Origin of the sequence: Pseudoscardovia suis, from assembly GCF_002797875.1 — a bacterium.
Taxonomy (GTDB): Bacteria; Actinomycetota; Actinomycetes; order Actinomycetales; family Bifidobacteriaceae; genus Pseudoscardovia; species Pseudoscardovia suis.
Genome location: NZ_PGFC01000003.1, coordinates 243,341 through 260,353, shown reverse-complemented (window position 1 = coordinate 260,353; position 17,013 = coordinate 243,341). Strand labels below are relative to the sequence as shown.

Here is a 17,013-nt window from a genome sequence, read left to right as displayed (position 1 = left end):
GCCGGCGTGCGCGGGCATCCCATTGATGCATCCGTCGCAAGCCTGCCTGCGCCGATAATCATGTGCGATTCATGAGAGTGAACGCGGCGATTGAATCCAGCGAATCCTGGAATCAGGCGATGCCCTTGGACTTGGCGAGGTCCTCGAGGCGGCTGCAGATATCTTCGTAAGCCGGGATGATGTTGCCCAGATCGCGGCGGAACAGATCCTTGTCGAGGTGCTCGATGGAGCCATCGGCGGTGGCGTTCCACAGACGGCAGGTGTCGGGCGTGATTTCGTCCGCCAGAAGGATCGTGCCGTCGGAGGTCACGCCCATCTCGATCTTGAAATCGATGAGGTTCACGTCGATGGACTTGAAGATGTCGATGAGGGCGCGGTTGATTTCGCGCGTCTTGGCGGAGATGACCTCCAGCTGTTCGCGGGTCGCCAGACCCAGCGCCAGCAGGTCATCATCGTTGATGAACGGATCGCCCAGTTCGTCGCTCTTGTAGCAGAACTCGAGGATCGGCTGCTTGAGGGCCGAACCTTCCTTCACGCCGTAGCGCTTGGAGAAGGAGCCGGCGGCGACGTTGCGCATGATGATTTCCAGCGGGAACATCGTCATCTTGCGCACGAGCTGCTCGTTGTCAGAAATCTGCTTGATGAAGTGGCTGGGGATGCCGCGCTTCGCAAGCAGCTTGAAAATCAGGGTGGTGATGCGGTTGTTCAGCTCGCCCTTGCCTTGGATCTGCGCCTTCTTCGCGCCGTTGCCGGCGGTGGCCTGGTTCATGTATTCGACCCACAGAACGTCGGGATCGTTGGTTGCGTACAGCTTCTTAGCCTTGCCCTCGTAGAGCTTGCCCAGTTTCTCCATCATTGCCTTTCGTATGCGATGAAAGTTGTGAATGCAAAGGAGCAGGAGTTCCTCGAACCCTTTCACAGTACCAATAACCGCCTACATGCCACGCGGTAGGCACAGCGGGGAAGCGCTGCGACCGGCATGACATGCAGGCGGTTTACGGTTAGGTTGATGTTGACCCGTGAACGGGTGGCAAAAACCATGGGGTCGGTGGAGTGTTAAGCAGGGTGCCCCCAGGGTTCTGAGCGCCGTTCAGTCCACAGTGATGTGCAGCGTGTCGAGCACTTGGCGCGTCAGGTTGCGTGCGTCGGTTTCATCCGCGCCGGCAGCTAGCACGACGCCCATGCGGCGATGGCCGCCGTTGACGCCAGGCTTGCCGAAGATGCGCACGTCGGTCTGGGGGATTGCCAGTGCCTGCGGCAGATTGGAGAATTCCACCTGCCCCTTGCCTTCGACGACGATCGCGCGGCTTGCGCACACGCCGGAGGTACGCAGCAGCTCCACTTCGCTGTCGCTGACCGGCACGCCAAGCACGGCGCGTGCATGCAGGGCGAATTCGCTGAGACGCTGCGAAATCATCGTGACCATGCCAGTGTCATGCGGTCGGGGAGAGACTTCGTTGAACAGCACGCGGCCATCCGTGAGCACGAAGATCTCCACGCCAAACACGCCCCAGCCCTTTTCGCCATGCTTGTGGGCGATATCCGCCAAGCCACCCACCATCGTGCGTGCGATGTGCTGAGCTTTCTCGAGCACGTCGGAAGGCACGCGCGCCGGCTGCCAGGATTCGCGATAATCGCCGTCCACCTGCACGTGCCCCACCGGCTGGCATGTCACGATGCCATCGCTGGAGCTGACGGTGATCACGGTGAGTTCGTAGTCGAGCGGCGCAAGAGCTTCCACGATCACGCGCGACACTTGGTCGGTGTGCCCTGCGGCGGCGCGGCGTCCCACCTGGGCTTCATGCCACGCGGCTTCGATAGCATCCGGCGTGCGCACGACGGACTGGCCGTGGCCAGAAGAGCTCATGATGGGCTTGACCACGCACGGATATCCGACCTGCTCAGCGCCGGCTTTGAGCTCGTCGAGGCTGTCGGCGAAACGATACGGCGTCGTGGGCAGGCCGAGCGTCTCATGGGCGAGCACGCGCAGGCTCTCACGGTTCATGCAGATTGCGGCAACCTGGCAACTGGGCACGACCTGAACCCCACGGTTCGCGGCTTTCTCCAATTCCTGCGTGGCGATGGCCTCGACCTCCGGGATGATGATGTCGGGTTGCACATCTGCGATCGCTTCATCGAGTTTCGCCGGGTCGGTCATGTCGAACACGCGGTATTCGTGCGCGACCTGCATGGCGGGTGCGCCCTCATAAGCATCGGCGGCGCACACGTGGGCGCCCAAGCGCATCAACTCAATGCTGATTTCTTTGCCGAGCTCGCCCGAGCCCAGCAACAGCACCTTCGTGGGGTGCTTGCCCAGTGGCGTGCCGAGCGTGTAGTCGACGGCGGTCTGCTGCGGTGCGGACGCGGCTGCGGGGGCGGCGGTTGCGGATGCTGTGGATGCTTCGGTGGATGTTTCGGATGCTTCGGTGGATGCGGTCCCTGATTCGTTGCTCATGCGTCTCATTGTGTCATTGCCGCCCGACGGTGAAGGAGCGCATGGGACTTAACGTAATACAAGCGCGCGGGATGCTGCAGGAGCGCGCGGGGCATTACAGAAGTGCGTGTGATGTTACAGTTGAGGCGTGAGTGCAACGATGGTGTTGCTTGACGCCTTCCTATGGGAACTGCGCATGCGCAGAGCTGGTGTTTGTGTGCGGGGCAGCCGTGCGCTGACCGGGCAACAAACAGAATAAACAGAATAACAGGAGAGGCAACAGGAGGATGAGATGGACAGTAGGAGGGTGAGATGGGAAAAGCAGAGCATACAACAGGCGTGAAAGGCGCGAAAGCGGTTGACCGGCAGGTTGCACAGTCTGCACAGGCTGCGTCGGATTCCCCTTTGACCATTGCGTTGGTGGTCGATACCGCGGGCAACGAAGGCAACGGCACATCGAACTCCGCATTACAGTATGCCCGTGAATTGCGTCGACAAGGCCATGTCGTTCGACTGGTCGGCATTGGCTCGCCGGAGTATCCGGTCGCGCAGCGGCATATTCCGCTGGTTTCCTGGGTTGCCGCAAAACAGCAGATGCAATTTGCCCAGCCGGATGCCGAGATGTTTCGCAAAGCATTCCAGGGTGCGGACGTCGTGCATGTGTATCTTCCATTCAAATATGGCCGTGCGGCTGTGCGCACCGCGCATGAAATGGGAATTCCTGCGACAGCCGGATTCCATCTGCAGCCGGAGAACGTCCTGTATTCTGCTGGCCCATTGCGCTATGTTCCCGGCGCGTCGGCCTTTCTGTACTGGTTGTTCGACCGGATGTTGTACCGACATATCCGGCATATCCACACGCCGTCGCATATGATCGCGGCACAGCTGCGGGCTCACGGCTACCGGCAGCGGTTGCATGTGATTTCCAACGGATATGCGCCACGGTTCACACCCAAGCAGCAGCGCGAGCCTGGTTCGCCCTCTCCTCGGCCGTTCAGGATCGTCGCCTCGGGGCGACTTGCGAGCGAGAAGGATCATGCGACGTTGATTCGGGCGGTTGCATTGAGCCGTCACGCCAAGGACATCGAATTGCTGATTTGCGGTACCGGTCCGTTGCAGCGGGAACTGAGACATATGGCGGCGGAGCTGCTACCGGGCCGCTGGTCGATTGGCTTCCATGACAATGCGCAGATGCCGGCGTTGCTGCGTTCATGTGATTTGTTGGTGCATCCTTCGATCGTGGATATTGAATCGTTGAGCGTGCTCGAGGGCATGGCATCCGGTTTGGTTCCGGTGATTGCGAAATCCGCGCAGAGCGCGGCGGGGCAGTTCGCCCTCACCGACCGCTCATTGTTCGATGCTCGGGACCCGGTCATGCTCGCCCAGCGCATCGACTGGTGGATCGAGCATCCTGACGAATTGAGCCATTGGGGTGCCGTGTATGCCGAGCACACGCATGAGGAGTATTCGATTGAGTCGTGCGTGCACAAGTTCGTCGCGATGGAACGCGAGGCGATCGCTGACTTCGATGGCGTGTTGTGAGGTGCGTGGCGTGAGGCGGCGTGTCAGTTTCGTGGAATTCGCAGAATCAATGCAACGCGGCGGCGGGTGCGTTCTTGAGAACAAGCGCTTCCAAATAAATTCGCGACACGCGGAACACGGGTGGCGATATTCGTGTATAGTTTCGTCTGTTGCCTGCTGAAGTTCCAGTCGTGGAATTCAGCAACAGCAGCGATGGTGGGCGTAGCTCAGTAGGTAGAGCCCCTGATTGTGGTTCAGGAGGTCGCGCGTTCGAGCCGCGTCGCCCACCCTCCTAGGTCTTGGAACTTGAAGTTCCAAGACCTTTTTCATTTCTCGCACTGTTCCGTGCCTGTAACTTCCGTGTTCGGCGAATCCTGGATTTGTCGCCGATGGTGGAGGTTTGGTGGTGTTTGGTTGGCCTGCTGACTTCCGTTTTCGGCGAGGGTTCCGGGGCTCGCCGATGGTGGAGGTTTGGGACCTGTTTTCGGGGTCTGTAACTTCCGTTTTCGGCGCCCTATGAATGGGTCGCCGATGACGGAGGTTAGGGAACCTGTTTTGGGGGTGGTCTAACTGCCGTTTTCGGCGAGTAGTTGGTGGGTCGCCGATGGTGGAGGTTTGGGTCCTGTTTTCCGGGCATGTATCCTCCGTGTTCGGCGAATCCTGGGTCTGTCGCCGATGGGGAGGTTGGGGATTCCATGGGGTTCCTGTAACTTCCGGCATATAGGAACCAAAGTTAGTGCTTATTCTCCCCGCAGGCGTTGTGCCCGTAGGCATGTCGTGGTGTCGAACTTGGTTCTCGTATGCCTGATTTCAATGGTGGTATTTGTTGAGAGGAGAGGGGATGACGCGACGGAACCTGACACCGCCGTCGGGAATATTCGATTCGTGTTCCTCGCCAGAGCGAAACAGCCTGCATGATTCCGACAGACGAATTACTGGAAAACATACAGGCTGTGCAAGCTGCGGCGCAGGCCGGAGTGCCCGGATGTGCCGACGACGTGTCTACGACATGGACGTAGGCAAGCAGGAGTCGCCATCGGTATCTTGGCTGCCTACGTCGTCGCAACCTGGCAGGGGTTTGCGACCGCCCTGGTTGCTCCGGTTGCTCCGCTCCACCATCTCAATCGTCCGCCTGCACACTCACAGCAAAATGAAACGCGGGACCATTGGAATTCCAACGATCCCGCGTCTTATGCAGGTTGTGCACGATGCGACTTGCAGGTGGTGTCGCGATGTGCGTCAGTCGACGACTCCGCCTTCTACCACGATGTCATCGGGGTTCACTTCGTCGCCGTACACCGGCTCCAGCGTCTGCTTGTAGTCGTCGTGGAAGAAGTTCTCGGTGCCCAGCTGCTTGATTTCGGAGTTGATGAAGTCAAGCAGCTCCGTGTTGCCCTTCTGCACGGCAGGTGCGATGGTCTGCGCATCGCCGAGCTTCGTGATGCCCACGGTGAAGCCCGAGTTGGACTTGGCCCAGGCGAGCACCTCGGTGTTGTCGGTCGAGAACGCGTCACCGCGGCCGTCAAGCAATGCATTGTAGGCATCGGCGTACTGGTCGTACTTCTGCAGCGTCACGTTCGGGTAATTCTGCTCGAAGTATGTCTCGGCGGTCGTGCCCTTGGCAACGATCAGCGTCTTGCCGTCAAGTTGGCTCACATCGGTGATCTCCGCGCCATTGGGGGAGACGACGCCCAGAGACACCTTCATGTAGGGGTCGGCGAAATCCACCTTTTCCTTGCGGTCATCGGTCACGGTGAAGTTGGCGAGCACCACGTCCACCTTGTTCGAGGTAAGCACGTCCACGCGTGCGGCGGGATCCACGGATGTGTATTCGGGCTTCACGCCGAGGTCCTTGGCGAGGCGTTCGGCGAACACGACGTCATAGCCTGCGTAATTGCCCTGGTCATCCACATAGCCGAACGGTGCCTTGTCGGAAAACACAGCGACCTTGAGCACGCCGGAGCTCTTGATTTCATCCAGCGAACGCGCTTGGGCGTTGGACGAGGCGGATCCTGATGCCGATGCTGAGGAATCCGACGGAACTGCCGCCTTGGGGCCGCATGCCGCAAGGCCGCACGCCATGATGGCGGCGGTGGCGAGTGCGGCGATTGTGCGGGTTGCCTTGCGCACAGTGGTGAGTGTGAGAGACATGTGTCCTCCTTGCTGTTCCTTGTTCTCTGAAATTGTTGTTGGTAAAACTTGGTTTCGTGGTATCGTCCGACGCGCCTCTGCGGCGTCGATCGGTACCGTTCCGGTTAGTCCATCCGAACCGACTGGTCCAGCCGGCACCTGCTGAGTCGTTTTCAGCTCCGATCGGATGCCGGTTGACTGTCGTGTCGCTTGTATTCGAACGACCCGAGGAATTTTTTGGCTCGTTCGGACTGCGGATGCGTGAAGAATTCCTTGGGATCGTCGGTGCTATCGACAATCGAGCCATCCTCCAGCAAAATCACATGGTCGGCGATCGCCTCGGCGAAGCGCATCTCATGCGTGACCAGCACCATCGTCTGTCCGTTGTCGGCCAGCTCGAGCACCACGTCGAGCACTTCACGCACCATCTCGGGGTCAAGCGCCGCCGTGATTTCGTCGAGCAGCAGCACCTCGGGATGTTCGATAAGCGCACGGCAGATTGCGACACGCTGCCTTTGGCCGCCGGAAAGCTCATGAGGCCATGAGTTGGCGCGGTCGGCCAGATGCACGCGTTCGAGCAGTTGCATCGCTTCGTCCCGTACATCGCTGGACTTGCGCTTGAGCACGAGCGTGGGAGCCAGGGTGATGTTGCCCAGCACGGTTTTGTTGGGGAACAGGTCATAGCTTTGAAACACCATGCCGATGCGGGTGCGAAGCGCGCTTGCGCGTTTGCTGCGCCCGGTGAGTCGCCCCGGCTTGCCTTCGTCGATCACGTCCCCGTGCAAGGCGATTGTGCCGCCCTGAATGGGCTCAAGTCCGGCGATTGCGCGCAACAGCGTGGATTTTCCTGAACCTGAAGGGCCGAGTACCACGAACACTTTGCCCTTCGGCACGTCGAATGACACGTCGTTGAGCACGGGGCTCGTGGCGTGGGCATAGGTCTTTGTCAGATGGCGAACGGAAAGCGCGGGCTTGTCTGAATCATCAGCCGGCGAGGCTTGTGCGGATGCGTCGCGTGTGGATGTGTCGCGTGCAAGGTTCGCCTGCGCAAGGCTAGGTTGTGCAACATCAGACTGTGCCAAATCACGCTGTGACAAATCAGACTGTGACAAATCAGACTGTGCAAATTCAGTCATGGGACCACTTCCTTTCGAGGTGGCGTGCCAGCAGCGACAGCGGCCAGCAGATGAAGAAGTACATGAGGAATATCGCGCCGTAAATCCACAATGCGCCATCGGGGCAGCGGAAACGGTAGACGTCGATGATTTGCTGTCCGACCTTGACGACCTCGACCACGCCGAGCAATACGGCAAGGGATGTCGTTTTGACGATTCGTGTGGCGAGGTTCACCGATGCAGGAAGCATACGGCGCAACGCCAGTGGAATGATGATGCGCGTATACGTCTGCCATGTCGAAAGCCCCAGCACGTATGCTGAATCGTATTGGGAGGCGGGAATGGATTGCAGCGCGGCACGCACCAGATCGCCCAGTTCCGCCCCACCCCACAGGATGAACACGAGCACGCAGGCGCCAGTGGCGTCCAAGTTCCAATTCCACAAGCGCGCCAAGCCGTAGAACGCGATGAACAGCAACGCCAGCTGCGGCATGATGCGGATGAAATCCAAGTACAGGCGCATGAGGAAACGCACGAATGCATTGCGCCGCGTCATGAGCCACCCGGTGACAAGACCCACGGGGATGCTGCCGGCAACCGATACGACGGCGATCCACACGGTCACCCACAGTCCGGAGAGAAGTCGAGGCAGGACGGAAGGCTGCAGCAACAGTTCAACGCCGCTCATAGTCGAACCTCCTTTCCAGCCACAGGCCGAACAGTGAAATGGGCAGCAGAATCACCAGATACGTCACGATGAGCAGGAACAGCGATTCGTAGGTGCTGTAATACATACCGATCAGATCACGCGTGACATACATGACGTCCGCCAGCGCAATCGCCGAGACGACGGACGATTCCTTGATCAAGAAGATGACGTTCGCCACAAGGGCCGGCACGCACAGGCCGAACGCCTGCGGCAGCACTAGGCGGCGCAGCGTCTGCCATTTCGACAACCCCAGCACGTAAGCCGCTTCGTATTGCGATGCGGGCACCGTTTGCAACCCGCCGCGGAACGCTTCGCTCATGTACGAGCCGCCGAGGAATCCCAATCCCACGATGGCGCATGTTTCCGAGCTCCACACGATGCCCAGCTTGGGGAAGCCGAAGTACAGAAAATACAATTGAATCAGCAACGGCGTATTGCGGCTCAATTCAATGTAGAATCTCACAATCTGCCGTAGCACCGGTATGCGCGTGATTTCCGCGAGGGCGCATACGAATCCCACGCCGATTGACAACGCTATGCCCAGCACCGAAATATACAAGGTGATGAGGGCGCCATTGACGAAGAATGGCGCGTAGCGTGTTACGAAAGACCAGTCGAACAATCGGCAATCCTCCTTCTTGTGCTCTTTGTAAGGTACTCGCCTGAGTTTTCTGACGCACCGATTCGCTATAGGCAAATTCGATACCCTCTTATTCTGTCGAGGCAAACGGACGGGTAGAGTGGGGAAGGTGTTTGTCGCTGTCATGATTGTGTACGTCGCATTGGTGATGTACGGCATTTCGCTGCTCACATTGGGTGACGATGAATCCGCCGCGCAAAGCCGTGTGATCCGCAAGACTCTGCGTGTCGTTGCGCTCGTGGCGCTGGTGGTGTCCGCGATCGTAGCGTTTCGTTCGCAGCGCCTTGCAATGCTGGTGATGGCGGTGAGTGGATTCGTTGTGCTTCTGCTGGTGGCCCTGCTGTGTCGGCGGCGTCAGGGCGGGTGCACGGTCCGGGTGCCGGGCGTGTATTTGGGGGAGGATGTCCGCGCAGGTCTCAATGCGCGGGACGAGGCGGGGCAGTTGCAGCCCTTGCATGCTCCCTTTTTCCAATACCAATATGACGGTGATATTTACTGCACGCCGTCCCAAGACCTTGTGTTTGCCTCGACGTTGAGCTCGGACTTTCACGAGGGGCGTTTCTACTGGCTGTGTGTCGATCCCGACGAGCCTTGGCGCTGCCGGTATTCCCGTTATGTGCGTGGGGCAGGGCAGGCGATGTCCGTTGCGTTCGTTTTTCTTGCATTCTGCGGGTTGATGCTGCTGTGGGCTGCTCCCGCAGTCGCGGCATGATGACATGCACGTTCGTGACGATGGACGATTGGGCAGGGAATCGTGGCACAGGTAATCAATTGTGATGCGGGGAATTGTGCTGCAGGCATGTGCGGCACAAGGAACTGCGGCACAGGGAACAGCGATACAAGGAACGGCGGCACAGAGAACTGTAGGCAGAGAACGGCGCCGAGAAGCCGCGTCGCATACTGCGCGTCGTGTAAGTAAGGAGTCACGCATTGGGCAACACCACATTCGGCAACTACGCGTCCGGCGGTCGCGTATCCAGTGTCACCGCGTCCGGCAACCACGCATCCCCTCATGTCAAGCCATCGGAGGATCCATCCCAGGCCGAATGCCTTTCTGCCCGACAGGTTCCGCTTCGCATGCGCAAATACATAGACAATGCAGCGCTGTTCCGTTGCCCGGTATGCGCCGCCGCATCCGCCAAAGCAATCGAAGAACCCGCAGACAATAGCCGCGACGGTCGCGATAGCCGCGATAGCCGGGACGTCGCCGAAGCCAACGAGCGCATGGACTTGCATCCGCGTGGATCGGCACTCGTGTGCGAGGCAGGTCATACATTCGATGTGTCGCACAAGGGATACGTGAATTTCGTCCCCACCCAAAAGCCCCTCAAAGGCTATTCGAAGGCGTTTTTCGAAGCGCGGCGCGAATTCCTTTCATGGGGCTATTACGACCATGTGCTGCAGGCTGTGGCGAATGTGGCGTCTCAGGCGGCCGCCGACGCCTGCGCCAACGACCGGTTCCGCGTGCTCGATGCCGGATGCGCGGAAGGATATTATCTGCGCGGAATCCGCCAAGCCATTCAATCAACAGACGCGAAAGTCGATAAAGCGCAAGCCAACGCCGCTCAGGCAACAAGCGGCACGGGACCTATCGCGCCCACCGAAACCCTGCTGATCGGCGCTGACATCTCCAAGGATGCCGTGCGCCTCGCCGCCGGGGGAGGAGACCCGAACCTATGGATCGTGGATGATGTGGCGAACCTGGCGCTCGCTGATGCTTCCATGGATTGCATCCTCAATGTGTTCACGCCGGCCAATTACCGTGAATTCCGCCGCGTGTTGCGCCCCGGCGGGATGCTGGTGAAAGTGGTGCCTGGTCCGCAGCATCTCGAGCAGCTACGGCGCGTTTTGGGAGACGGTGACCATGACGAGGGTGATGTGGTGCGCATCTTCCAGCGCAATTGTGACACCACGGCGGTGATCCCCGCCACGCGAACCTTCGACGTGCCGCCGGAGCGTGTGCCCACACTCATCGGCATGACGCCTCTGGCGTTCCGCCTTGACGAAGCGCAGCGGCAGAAAATCATGGTATCCCGCATCACCATCGACGCCCGTGTGCTTGTGGGCGTGCTGCGGCCGGACGAAACCCCGGATACAATTGCGCAGACCACAAATCAATCCAAAGTAAACAATCGATAAACAAGGTGGGCGCGCGTTCATGTCGCCGCCGTTGTGCCGTAAAATTGCCTTCGAGATTACCGCTGAGATAAGGGGGCAATGTCATGTCGCATTCTGCTGAGGATGACGATCCTGAAGGCTTCGCGATAACAGGGGAGCGCGCTGCCCACGATGGGGGCGGCGAGGACATTCCCGCCCATGATTACGTGGCGGAGCCTCTGGCTGATGACGGTGACGACCGGCTGGTCGGCGATGATGACATTGAATTCGACAGCGATGACGCTGAAGACGATGGCTTTGATGACGATTTTGACGGTGTTGATTACGGTGGTGCTGATTTCGATGGTGACGATTTCGGCGGCGATGCTTTCGACGATGATGCCGATGATTTCGATGACGATGGGGATGACGAGGATGACGAGGATGACGAGGATGACGAGGATGGCCCTGAACCCATCCTGTCCATCATCGCTTCCCATATCGGTGACGATGGCATGCTTCCGCGTGGATTCAGCCTCATCTCGTTCGCTCCAGGGTATGAAGACATCACAGACGGTTTGAACGACCTTGCGCGGTCCCAGTCTGCATACATCGATGACGAAGACGATGAGGGGGAGGGCGACAGAGCTTACCTCGCCTCATCGCAATACGCCGATGGTTTCGCCGATGGCATGGAGCTCTACGGTGCGGGCGTGGAGGACCCGACCCCGGAACAGGTCGTGGCCATTCATGGTCTCATTCACGCCATAAAAGACAATGACGAAGGCACAGCCATCGATTTGCTCAATGACTTGGTGGATTCGCTGCCTGCCATTGAGGCGGAGGAGACGATGATCCAAGCGATTTCCGACGAGGCGGATGACCAACGGTTCCTTAGCAATCTACTGCGCGTGGGTGTGACCCTTGTGGCGCGTGGCGCGGATCCTTTCACCGTCAAATACGGTCTCATCATGATTGAGAAGTTCGACCTTCCCAATCCGGTCAAGGACATGCTGCGGATTCTGGGTCGTTGCGATGAATTCACGCTATTCGTGGTGACAGCCATGGAGGGTTTTCCCGATGCCAATGATGAGATTTTTGACCTTGCCAAGCATGTGGAGGGGTGGGGTCGCATCCATTGCGTAGATGCTTTGGAGCCCGAGACGGACGAGCAGCGTGCGTGGCTGTTGCACGAAGGCTGGCACAACACCACGGGCGCGGTGTATTCCGTCATACCCTGCTTTGAGAAAGGCGGCGCGGCGCAGTTGCTTGCCGACGGCGATTTGACGGATGAAGAATTCGCCGACATCGCCCGCATGCTCACCGTGCTCATCGAACAGGATGATGCGGGTACGCCGGGGATTTTCGCCTTCGACGACGCTGACACCATCGTCGAGGACTTCCTCGCCGTCGCGGCGCGTCGTTCCCAGGAGGGTCGCCTCACTGACGACGAGCAGACTGCCGTTGACTACGCCGAGCAGTTCCAAAAAAACGAGGAATCCGGCGAATACGACGACTGGGATGATGACGTCGATGATGGGGATGATGCAGACGATGCGGAGGACCTGACGCGGTAGCGCCGCCATGGCGTTACGTTTTCGATTGCCTTCGGCGTGGCGTGGTCCATGCAGGCGGTATACTTTCTATTTGTGTGTGCCGTTGACGGCGTTAAGCCGTCCGAGCGGGATACCCCCGAGCCTTATGACTCCGCGCAGCAATGCGTCAGACAGGGCGACGGGCCATCGGGCCGGTGGACCAGGGCTATCCGATTTCGGGTGTTAAACAACCGTGCGGTAGCCGCAGTGTGGCGGCCCCCACGTGAAGAACATCGATTATAAATCGGAGATAACAAGTTGCCTACGATTGAACAGCTCGTCCGCAAGGGACGTAAGCCGAAGTCGAAGAAGTCCAAGACTTTGGCTCTCAAGGGTTCTCCGCTGCGCCGCGGCGTCTGCACCCGTGTTTACACCACCACCCCGAAGAAGCCGAATTCGGCACTGCGTAAGGTTGCCCGTGTGCGCCTGAGCTCCGGCGTGGAAGTCACCGCCTACATCCCGGGCGAGGGCCACAACCTTCAGGAACACTCCATCGTGCTGGTGCGCGGCGGCCGTGTGAAGGATCTGCCGGGTGTGCGTTACCACATCGTGCGTGGCGCTCTCGATACCCAAGGCGTTAAGGACCGTAAGCAGGGTCGTTCCCTGTATGGCGCAAAGAAGGCGAAGTAACCAGAATGTCACGTAAAGGACCCGCAAAGAAGCACGAGCTCCAGCCCGATCCGATCTACGGTTCGACGGTTGTCGCACAGCTCATCAACAAGATTCTCCTCGATGGCAAGAAGTCCAAGGCTGAGGCCATCGTGTACTCCGCGCTTGATATCGTGAAGGAGAAGACCGACCAGGAGCCGGTCGCTGTCCTCAAGCGCGCTCTTGACAACATTCGTCCGTCCCTCGAGGTGCGTTCCCGCCGCGTCGGCGGCGCCACCTACCAGGTGCCTGTCGAAGTCAAGCCCAACCGTGCCAACACCCTGTCGCTGCGTTGGCTCACCGACTTCTCCCGCGCTCGTCGTGAGAAGACGATGGCTGAGCGCCTCGCCAACGAGATCCTTGATGCCTCCAACGGCTTGGGTGCTTCCGTGAAGCGTCGCGAGGATACCCACAAGATGGCAGAGGCCAACAAGGCCTTTGCTCACTACCGCTGGTAGTTCCACATTCGCTTACGAAAGCTAAGGAATATAAATGGCTGAAGATCTGAGCAAGATCCGCAACATCGGTATCATGGCGCATATCGATGCAGGCAAGACCACCACCACCGAGCGCATCCTGTACTACACCGGCAAGAACTACAAGATCGGTGAGACCCACGATGGCGCTTCGACGATGGATTGGATGGCACAGGAGAAGGAACGCGGCATCACCATTACGTCTGCTGCGACCACCTGCTACTGGAGCCGTCAGTCCCACGACACCAAGGACAAGTTCAAGATCAACATCATCGATACCCCTGGCCACGTGGACTTCACGGCCGAGGTGGAGCGCTCTCTGCGCGTCCTCGATGGTGCAGTGACCGTGTTCGATGCCAAGGAAGGCGTGGAGCCCCAGTCCGAGACTGTGTGGCGTCAGGCCGATAAGTACAACGTCCCGCGTATCTGCTTCGTCAACAAGATGGATAAGCTCGGCGCCAACTTCTTCTACTCGGTGGACACCATCAAGCAGAAGCTCGGTGCTAAGCCGATCGTCATGCAGATCCCGATCGGCGCTGAGAACGAGTTCACCGGCGTCGTCGACCTGGTGCGCATGGTTGCCTATGTGTGGCACGACACCCAGGATCTGGGCGCTCACTACGACACGACCGACATCCCTGAGGACCTCAAGGAGACCGCGGACAAGTACCGCGATGAGCTTCTCGAGACCGTCGCCGAGACCGACGACGCCCTCATGGAGAAGTACTTCGCCGGCGAAGAGATCACTGAGGACGAGATCCGCAAGGCCGTCCGCAAGCTGACGATCGCCTCCGAGGCATACCCGGTGTTCTGCGGCTCTGCATTCAAGGACAAGGGCGTGCAGCCGATGCTGGACGCTGTCGTCGACTACCTGCCGTCCCCCGTGGACGTGCCGGCAATCGTCGGCTACGATCCGTCCGACGAATCCGTCGAGATCGATCGCAAGCCCAGCGAGGACGAGCACTTCTCCGCACTGGCCTTCAAGATTGCCGCTCACCCGTTCTACGGCAAGCTCGTCTACGTGCGTGTCTACTCCGGCGAGTGCAAGCCCGGCGACACCGTGCTGGACTCCACCAAGGGCAAGAAGGAACGCATCGGCAAGCTGTTCGAGATGAACGCCGATAAGGAGATTCCGGTCGAGCAGGCTCTCGCCGGCAACATCTACGCGTTCATCGGCCTGAAGAACGTCACCACCGGCGACACGCTGTGCGACGAGAACGCTCCGATCGCTCTTGAGTCCCTGACCTTCCCGGATCCTGTGATCCAGGTCGCCGTCGAGCCCAAGACGAAGAACGATCAGGAGAAGATGGGCAACGCTCTTGCTCGCCTCTCCGACGAGGATCCGACGTTCCAGGTCACGACCGACGAAGAGTCCGGCCAGACCCTGATCGCAGGCATGGGCGAGCTCCAGCTCGACATCATCGTCGACCGTATGCGCCGCGAGTTCCACGTTGAGTGCAACGTGGGCAAGCCGCAGGTCGCGTACCGCGAGACGATTCGCAAGCCTGTGCTCAACGAGGGCTACACCCACAAGAAGCAGACCGGTGGTTCCGGCCAGTTCGCAAAGGTCCTCATGAACTTCATGCCGATCGACCCGACGAACGAGGAAGAGGCTGGCAAGGACTTCGTCTTCGAAGACAAGGTCACCGGCGGCCACATCTCCCAGGAGTTCATCCCGTCCGTCGAGGCTGGCGTGCAGGAAGCCATGCAGTCCGGCGTGGTCGCGGGCTTCCCCGTGGTCGGCGTCAAGGCAGAGCTCATCGATGGCCAGATGCACCCGGTCGATTCTTCGGAAATGGCCTTCAAGATCGCTGGCTCCATGTGCTTCAAGGAAGCCGCTGTCAAGGCAAAGCCCGTCATCCTCGAGCCGATCATGGCCGTCGAGGTTCGTACTCCGGAAGAGTACATGGGCGATGTCATGGGCGATCTGAACTCCCGTCGTGGCTCCATCCAGTCCATGACCGACGCCACCGGTGTCAAGGTCATCGACGCCAAGGTGCCGCTTTCCGAGATGTTCGGCTACATCGGTGATCTTCGTGGCAAGACCCAGGGTCGCGCCATGTTCACCATGCAGATGGATTCCTACGCCGAGGTCCCGAAGGCCGTCGCCGACGAGATCATCAAGTCCCAGCGCGGCGAGTAGTCGCCCGCATGGCGGGGCGGCGCGATTGCTATGATTGCGTCCGTCGCCCCGCCGTGGGCACTGCTTTGAAGCGTTCGCCACGTCGGCTGTCATGCACGACCTATAAGATAACGTTCGATAGGTTTGGGGCATGACACGAAGTGGCGTAAAACCCCAAAAACAAGTAATATGTAGCGGGTGCCTGTCATTTTCGGAGACTCCTTCGGAATCAGGGGCTAACTACTACACGTCCAGGAGGACATAAATATGGCAAAGGCCAAGTACGAGCGCACCAAGCCGCACGTTAACATCGGTACGATCGGTCACGTCGATCACGGCAAGACGACCCTGACCGCCGCTATCTCCAAGGTTCTGCATGAGGAGTACCCCGACCTCAACCCGGAGTACGACTTCGATCAGATCGATTCCGCTCCTGAAGAGAAGGACCGCGGTATCACCATCAACATCGCTCACATCGAGTACCAGACCGCGAAGCGTCACTACGCTCACGTGGACTGCCCTGGCCACGCCGACTTCGTGAAGAACATGATCACCGGCGCTGCTCAGATGGATGGCGCAATCCTCGTTGTCGCCGCCACCGATGGCCCGATGGCTCAGACCCGCGAGCACGTGCTGCTCGCTCGTCAGGTGGGCGTGCCGAGGATCCTCGTCGCCCTCAACAAGTGCGATATGGTCGAAGATGAAGAGCTCATCGAGCTGGTCGAAGAAGAAGTTCGCGACCTCCTCGAGGAGAACGGCTTCGATCGCGACTGCCCGGTCATCCGCACCTCCGCTTACGGCGCTCTCCACGACGACGCTCCGGATCACGAGCACTGGGTTGAGACCATCAAGCAGCTCATGGACGCTGTCGATGACTACATCCCGACCCCGGTCCACGACCTTGACAAGCCGTTCCTGATGCCTATCGAGGACGTCTTCACCATCTCCGGCCGTGGCACCGTTGTGACCGGCCGTGTTGAGCGTGGCCAGCTGCCCGTCAACAGCGAAGTCGAGATCGTCGGCCTCCGTCCGACCCAGAAGACCACCGTGACCTCCATCGAGACCTTCCACAAGACGATGGACACCGCCGAGGCTGGCGACAACACCGGTCTGCTGCTCCGCGGCATCAACCGCGACCAGGTCGAGCGTGGCCAGGTCGTCGCGAAGCCCGGCTCCGTGACTCCTCACCACAAGTTCGAGGCTGAGGTCTACGTCCTCACCAAGGACGAAGGTGGCCGTCACTCGCCGTTCTTCTCCAACTACCGTCCGCAGTTCTACTTCCGCACCACCGACGTCACCGGCGTCATCACCCTGCCGGAAGGTGTCGAGATGGTTCAGCCTGGCGATCACGCGACGTTCTCCGTCGAGCTGATCCAGCCGGTTGCTATGGAGCAGGGCCTGACCTTCGCTGTGCGCGAAGGCGGCCACACCGTTGGCTCCGGCCGTGTCACCAAGATCATCGAGTAGTTTTAGTTGCTTGATGGCTTGAACGCTGGCTTGCGCGTGCGATTTAGCACACGCAAGCC

At 59.5% G+C, this 17,013-nt stretch carries 14 protein-coding genes and 1 tRNA gene; 9 read left to right on the top strand and 6 right to left on the bottom strand.

The annotated features are described in order from the left end of the window. Positions 1-112 precede the first annotated feature (112 nt). Both purC and purT read right to left on the bottom strand, forming a co-directional pair. Positions 113-853 (bottom strand): phosphoribosylaminoimidazolesuccinocarboxamide synthase, encoded by a 741-nt coding sequence (gene purC / locus CLV65_RS05330; protein ID WP_094690902.1) that lies wholly within the window; start codon positions 851-853, stop codon positions 113-115. A gap of 237 nt (positions 854-1,090) precedes the next feature. Further along, positions 1,091-2,455, bottom strand: coding sequence for a formate-dependent phosphoribosylglycinamide formyltransferase (gene purT, locus CLV65_RS05325; protein ID WP_094690901.1), 1,365 nt, complete (start codon positions 2,453-2,455; stop codon positions 1,091-1,093). A 396-nt stretch (positions 2,456-2,851) separates the two neighbouring features. Between purT and CLV65_RS05320 the strand changes: the two genes are divergently transcribed. Both CLV65_RS05320 and CLV65_RS05315 read left to right on the top strand, forming a co-directional pair. Then, on the top strand, positions 2,852-3,976 hold the full coding sequence (locus CLV65_RS05320) for a glycosyltransferase (protein WP_420848382.1): 1,125 nt from the start codon (positions 2,852-2,854) through the stop codon (positions 3,974-3,976). Positions 3,977-4,171: 195 nt separating this feature from the next. After that, positions 4,172-4,244: transfer RNA gene (locus tag CLV65_RS05315), tRNA-His, on the top strand. 950 nt (positions 4,245-5,194) lie between these two features. On the opposite strand, the gene CLV65_RS05310 is transcribed toward CLV65_RS05315, so the two are convergent. The 4 genes from CLV65_RS05310 to CLV65_RS05295 all read right to left on the bottom strand — a co-directional run bounded on the left by CLV65_RS05310 (position 5,195) and on the right by CLV65_RS05295 (position 8,531). Continuing rightward, positions 5,195-6,037 (bottom strand): cysteine ABC transporter substrate-binding protein, encoded by an 843-nt coding sequence (locus CLV65_RS05310; protein WP_406606552.1) that lies wholly within the window; start codon positions 6,035-6,037, stop codon positions 5,195-5,197. A gap of 221 nt (positions 6,038-6,258) precedes the next feature. Then, the gene (locus tag CLV65_RS05305; RefSeq protein ID WP_094690899.1) at positions 6,259-7,221 is read right to left on the bottom strand and encodes an amino acid ABC transporter ATP-binding protein; all 963 of its coding nucleotides are present in this window, start codon (positions 7,219-7,221) and stop codon (positions 6,259-6,261) included. Next, complete coding sequence (locus CLV65_RS05300) at positions 7,214-7,888, bottom strand: amino acid ABC transporter permease (protein ID WP_094690898.1); 675 nt, start codon at positions 7,886-7,888, stop codon at positions 7,214-7,216. Before CLV65_RS05300 ends, CLV65_RS05305 begins: the two co-directional genes overlap by 8 nt. Further along, positions 7,875-8,531 (bottom strand): amino acid ABC transporter permease, encoded by a 657-nt coding sequence (locus CLV65_RS05295; protein WP_169713371.1) that lies wholly within the window; start codon positions 8,529-8,531, stop codon positions 7,875-7,877. Before CLV65_RS05295 ends, CLV65_RS05300 begins: the two co-directional genes overlap by 14 nt. A 142-nt stretch (positions 8,532-8,673) precedes the next feature. Between CLV65_RS05295 and CLV65_RS05290 the strand changes: the two genes are divergently transcribed. The 7 genes from CLV65_RS05290 (at position 8,674) to tuf (ending at position 16,954) form a co-directional block, all read left to right on the top strand. Continuing rightward, positions 8,674-9,261, top strand: coding sequence for a hypothetical protein (locus tag CLV65_RS05290; protein WP_094690896.1), 588 nt, complete (start codon positions 8,674-8,676; stop codon positions 9,259-9,261). 218 nt (positions 9,262-9,479) lie between these two features. Then, a complete protein-coding gene (locus tag CLV65_RS05285; RefSeq protein WP_094690895.1) occupies positions 9,480-10,688 on the top strand; it encodes a putative RNA methyltransferase in 1,209 nt (402 codons plus the stop codon). 83 nt (positions 10,689-10,771) lie between these two features. Further along, on the top strand, positions 10,772-12,223 hold the full coding sequence (locus CLV65_RS05275; RefSeq protein ID WP_157847227.1) for a hypothetical protein: 1,452 nt from the start codon (positions 10,772-10,774) through the stop codon (positions 12,221-12,223). A 276-nt stretch (positions 12,224-12,499) separates the two neighbouring features. Then, positions 12,500-12,871: a 30S ribosomal protein S12 gene (gene rpsL, locus CLV65_RS05270; RefSeq protein WP_094690893.1), complete on the top strand. Its 372-nt coding sequence runs from the start codon at positions 12,500-12,502 to the stop codon at positions 12,869-12,871. Between the two features lie 5 nt (positions 12,872-12,876). Further along, positions 12,877-13,347, top strand: coding sequence for a 30S ribosomal protein S7 (rpsG, locus tag CLV65_RS05265; RefSeq protein WP_094661390.1), 471 nt, complete (start codon positions 12,877-12,879; stop codon positions 13,345-13,347). A gap of 34 nt (positions 13,348-13,381) precedes the next feature. Further along, complete coding sequence (gene fusA, locus CLV65_RS05260; protein ID WP_094690892.1) at positions 13,382-15,508, top strand: elongation factor G; 2,127 nt, start codon at positions 13,382-13,384, stop codon at positions 15,506-15,508. Positions 15,509-15,754: 246 nt separating this feature from the next. Further along, positions 15,755-16,954: an elongation factor Tu gene (gene tuf, locus CLV65_RS05255; RefSeq protein WP_094690891.1), complete on the top strand. Its 1,200-nt coding sequence runs from the start codon at positions 15,755-15,757 to the stop codon at positions 16,952-16,954. Positions 16,955-17,013: the final 59 nt, after the last annotated feature.

Coding starts and splice junctions, on each gene's coding strand:
- purC (WP_094690902.1), bottom strand. CDS start 853: ATGGAGAAACTGGGCAAGCTCTACGAGGGCAAGGCTAAGAAGCTGTAC.
- fusA (WP_094690892.1), top strand. CDS start 13,382: ATGGCTGAAGATCTGAGCAAGATCCGCAACATCGGTATCATGGCGCAT.
- CLV65_RS05300 (WP_094690898.1), bottom strand. CDS start 7,888: ATGAGCGGCGTTGAACTGTTGCTGCAGCCTTCCGTCCTGCCTCGACTT.
- CLV65_RS05290 (WP_094690896.1), top strand. CDS start 8,674: ATGATTGTGTACGTCGCATTGGTGATGTACGGCATTTCGCTGCTCACA.
- purT (WP_094690901.1), bottom strand. CDS start 2,455: ATGAGCAACGAATCAGGGACCGCATCCACCGAAGCATCCGAAACATCC.
- tuf (WP_094690891.1), top strand. CDS start 15,755: ATGGCAAAGGCCAAGTACGAGCGCACCAAGCCGCACGTTAACATCGGT.
- rpsG (WP_094661390.1), top strand. CDS start 12,877: ATGTCACGTAAAGGACCCGCAAAGAAGCACGAGCTCCAGCCCGATCCG.
- CLV65_RS05305 (WP_094690899.1), bottom strand. CDS start 7,221: ATGACTGAATTTGCACAGTCTGATTTGTCACAGTCTGATTTGTCACAG.
- CLV65_RS05310 (WP_406606552.1), bottom strand. CDS start 6,037: ATGGCGTGCGGCCTTGCGGCATGCGGCCCCAAGGCGGCAGTTCCGTCG.
- CLV65_RS05275 (WP_157847227.1), top strand. CDS start 10,772: ATGTCGCATTCTGCTGAGGATGACGATCCTGAAGGCTTCGCGATAACA.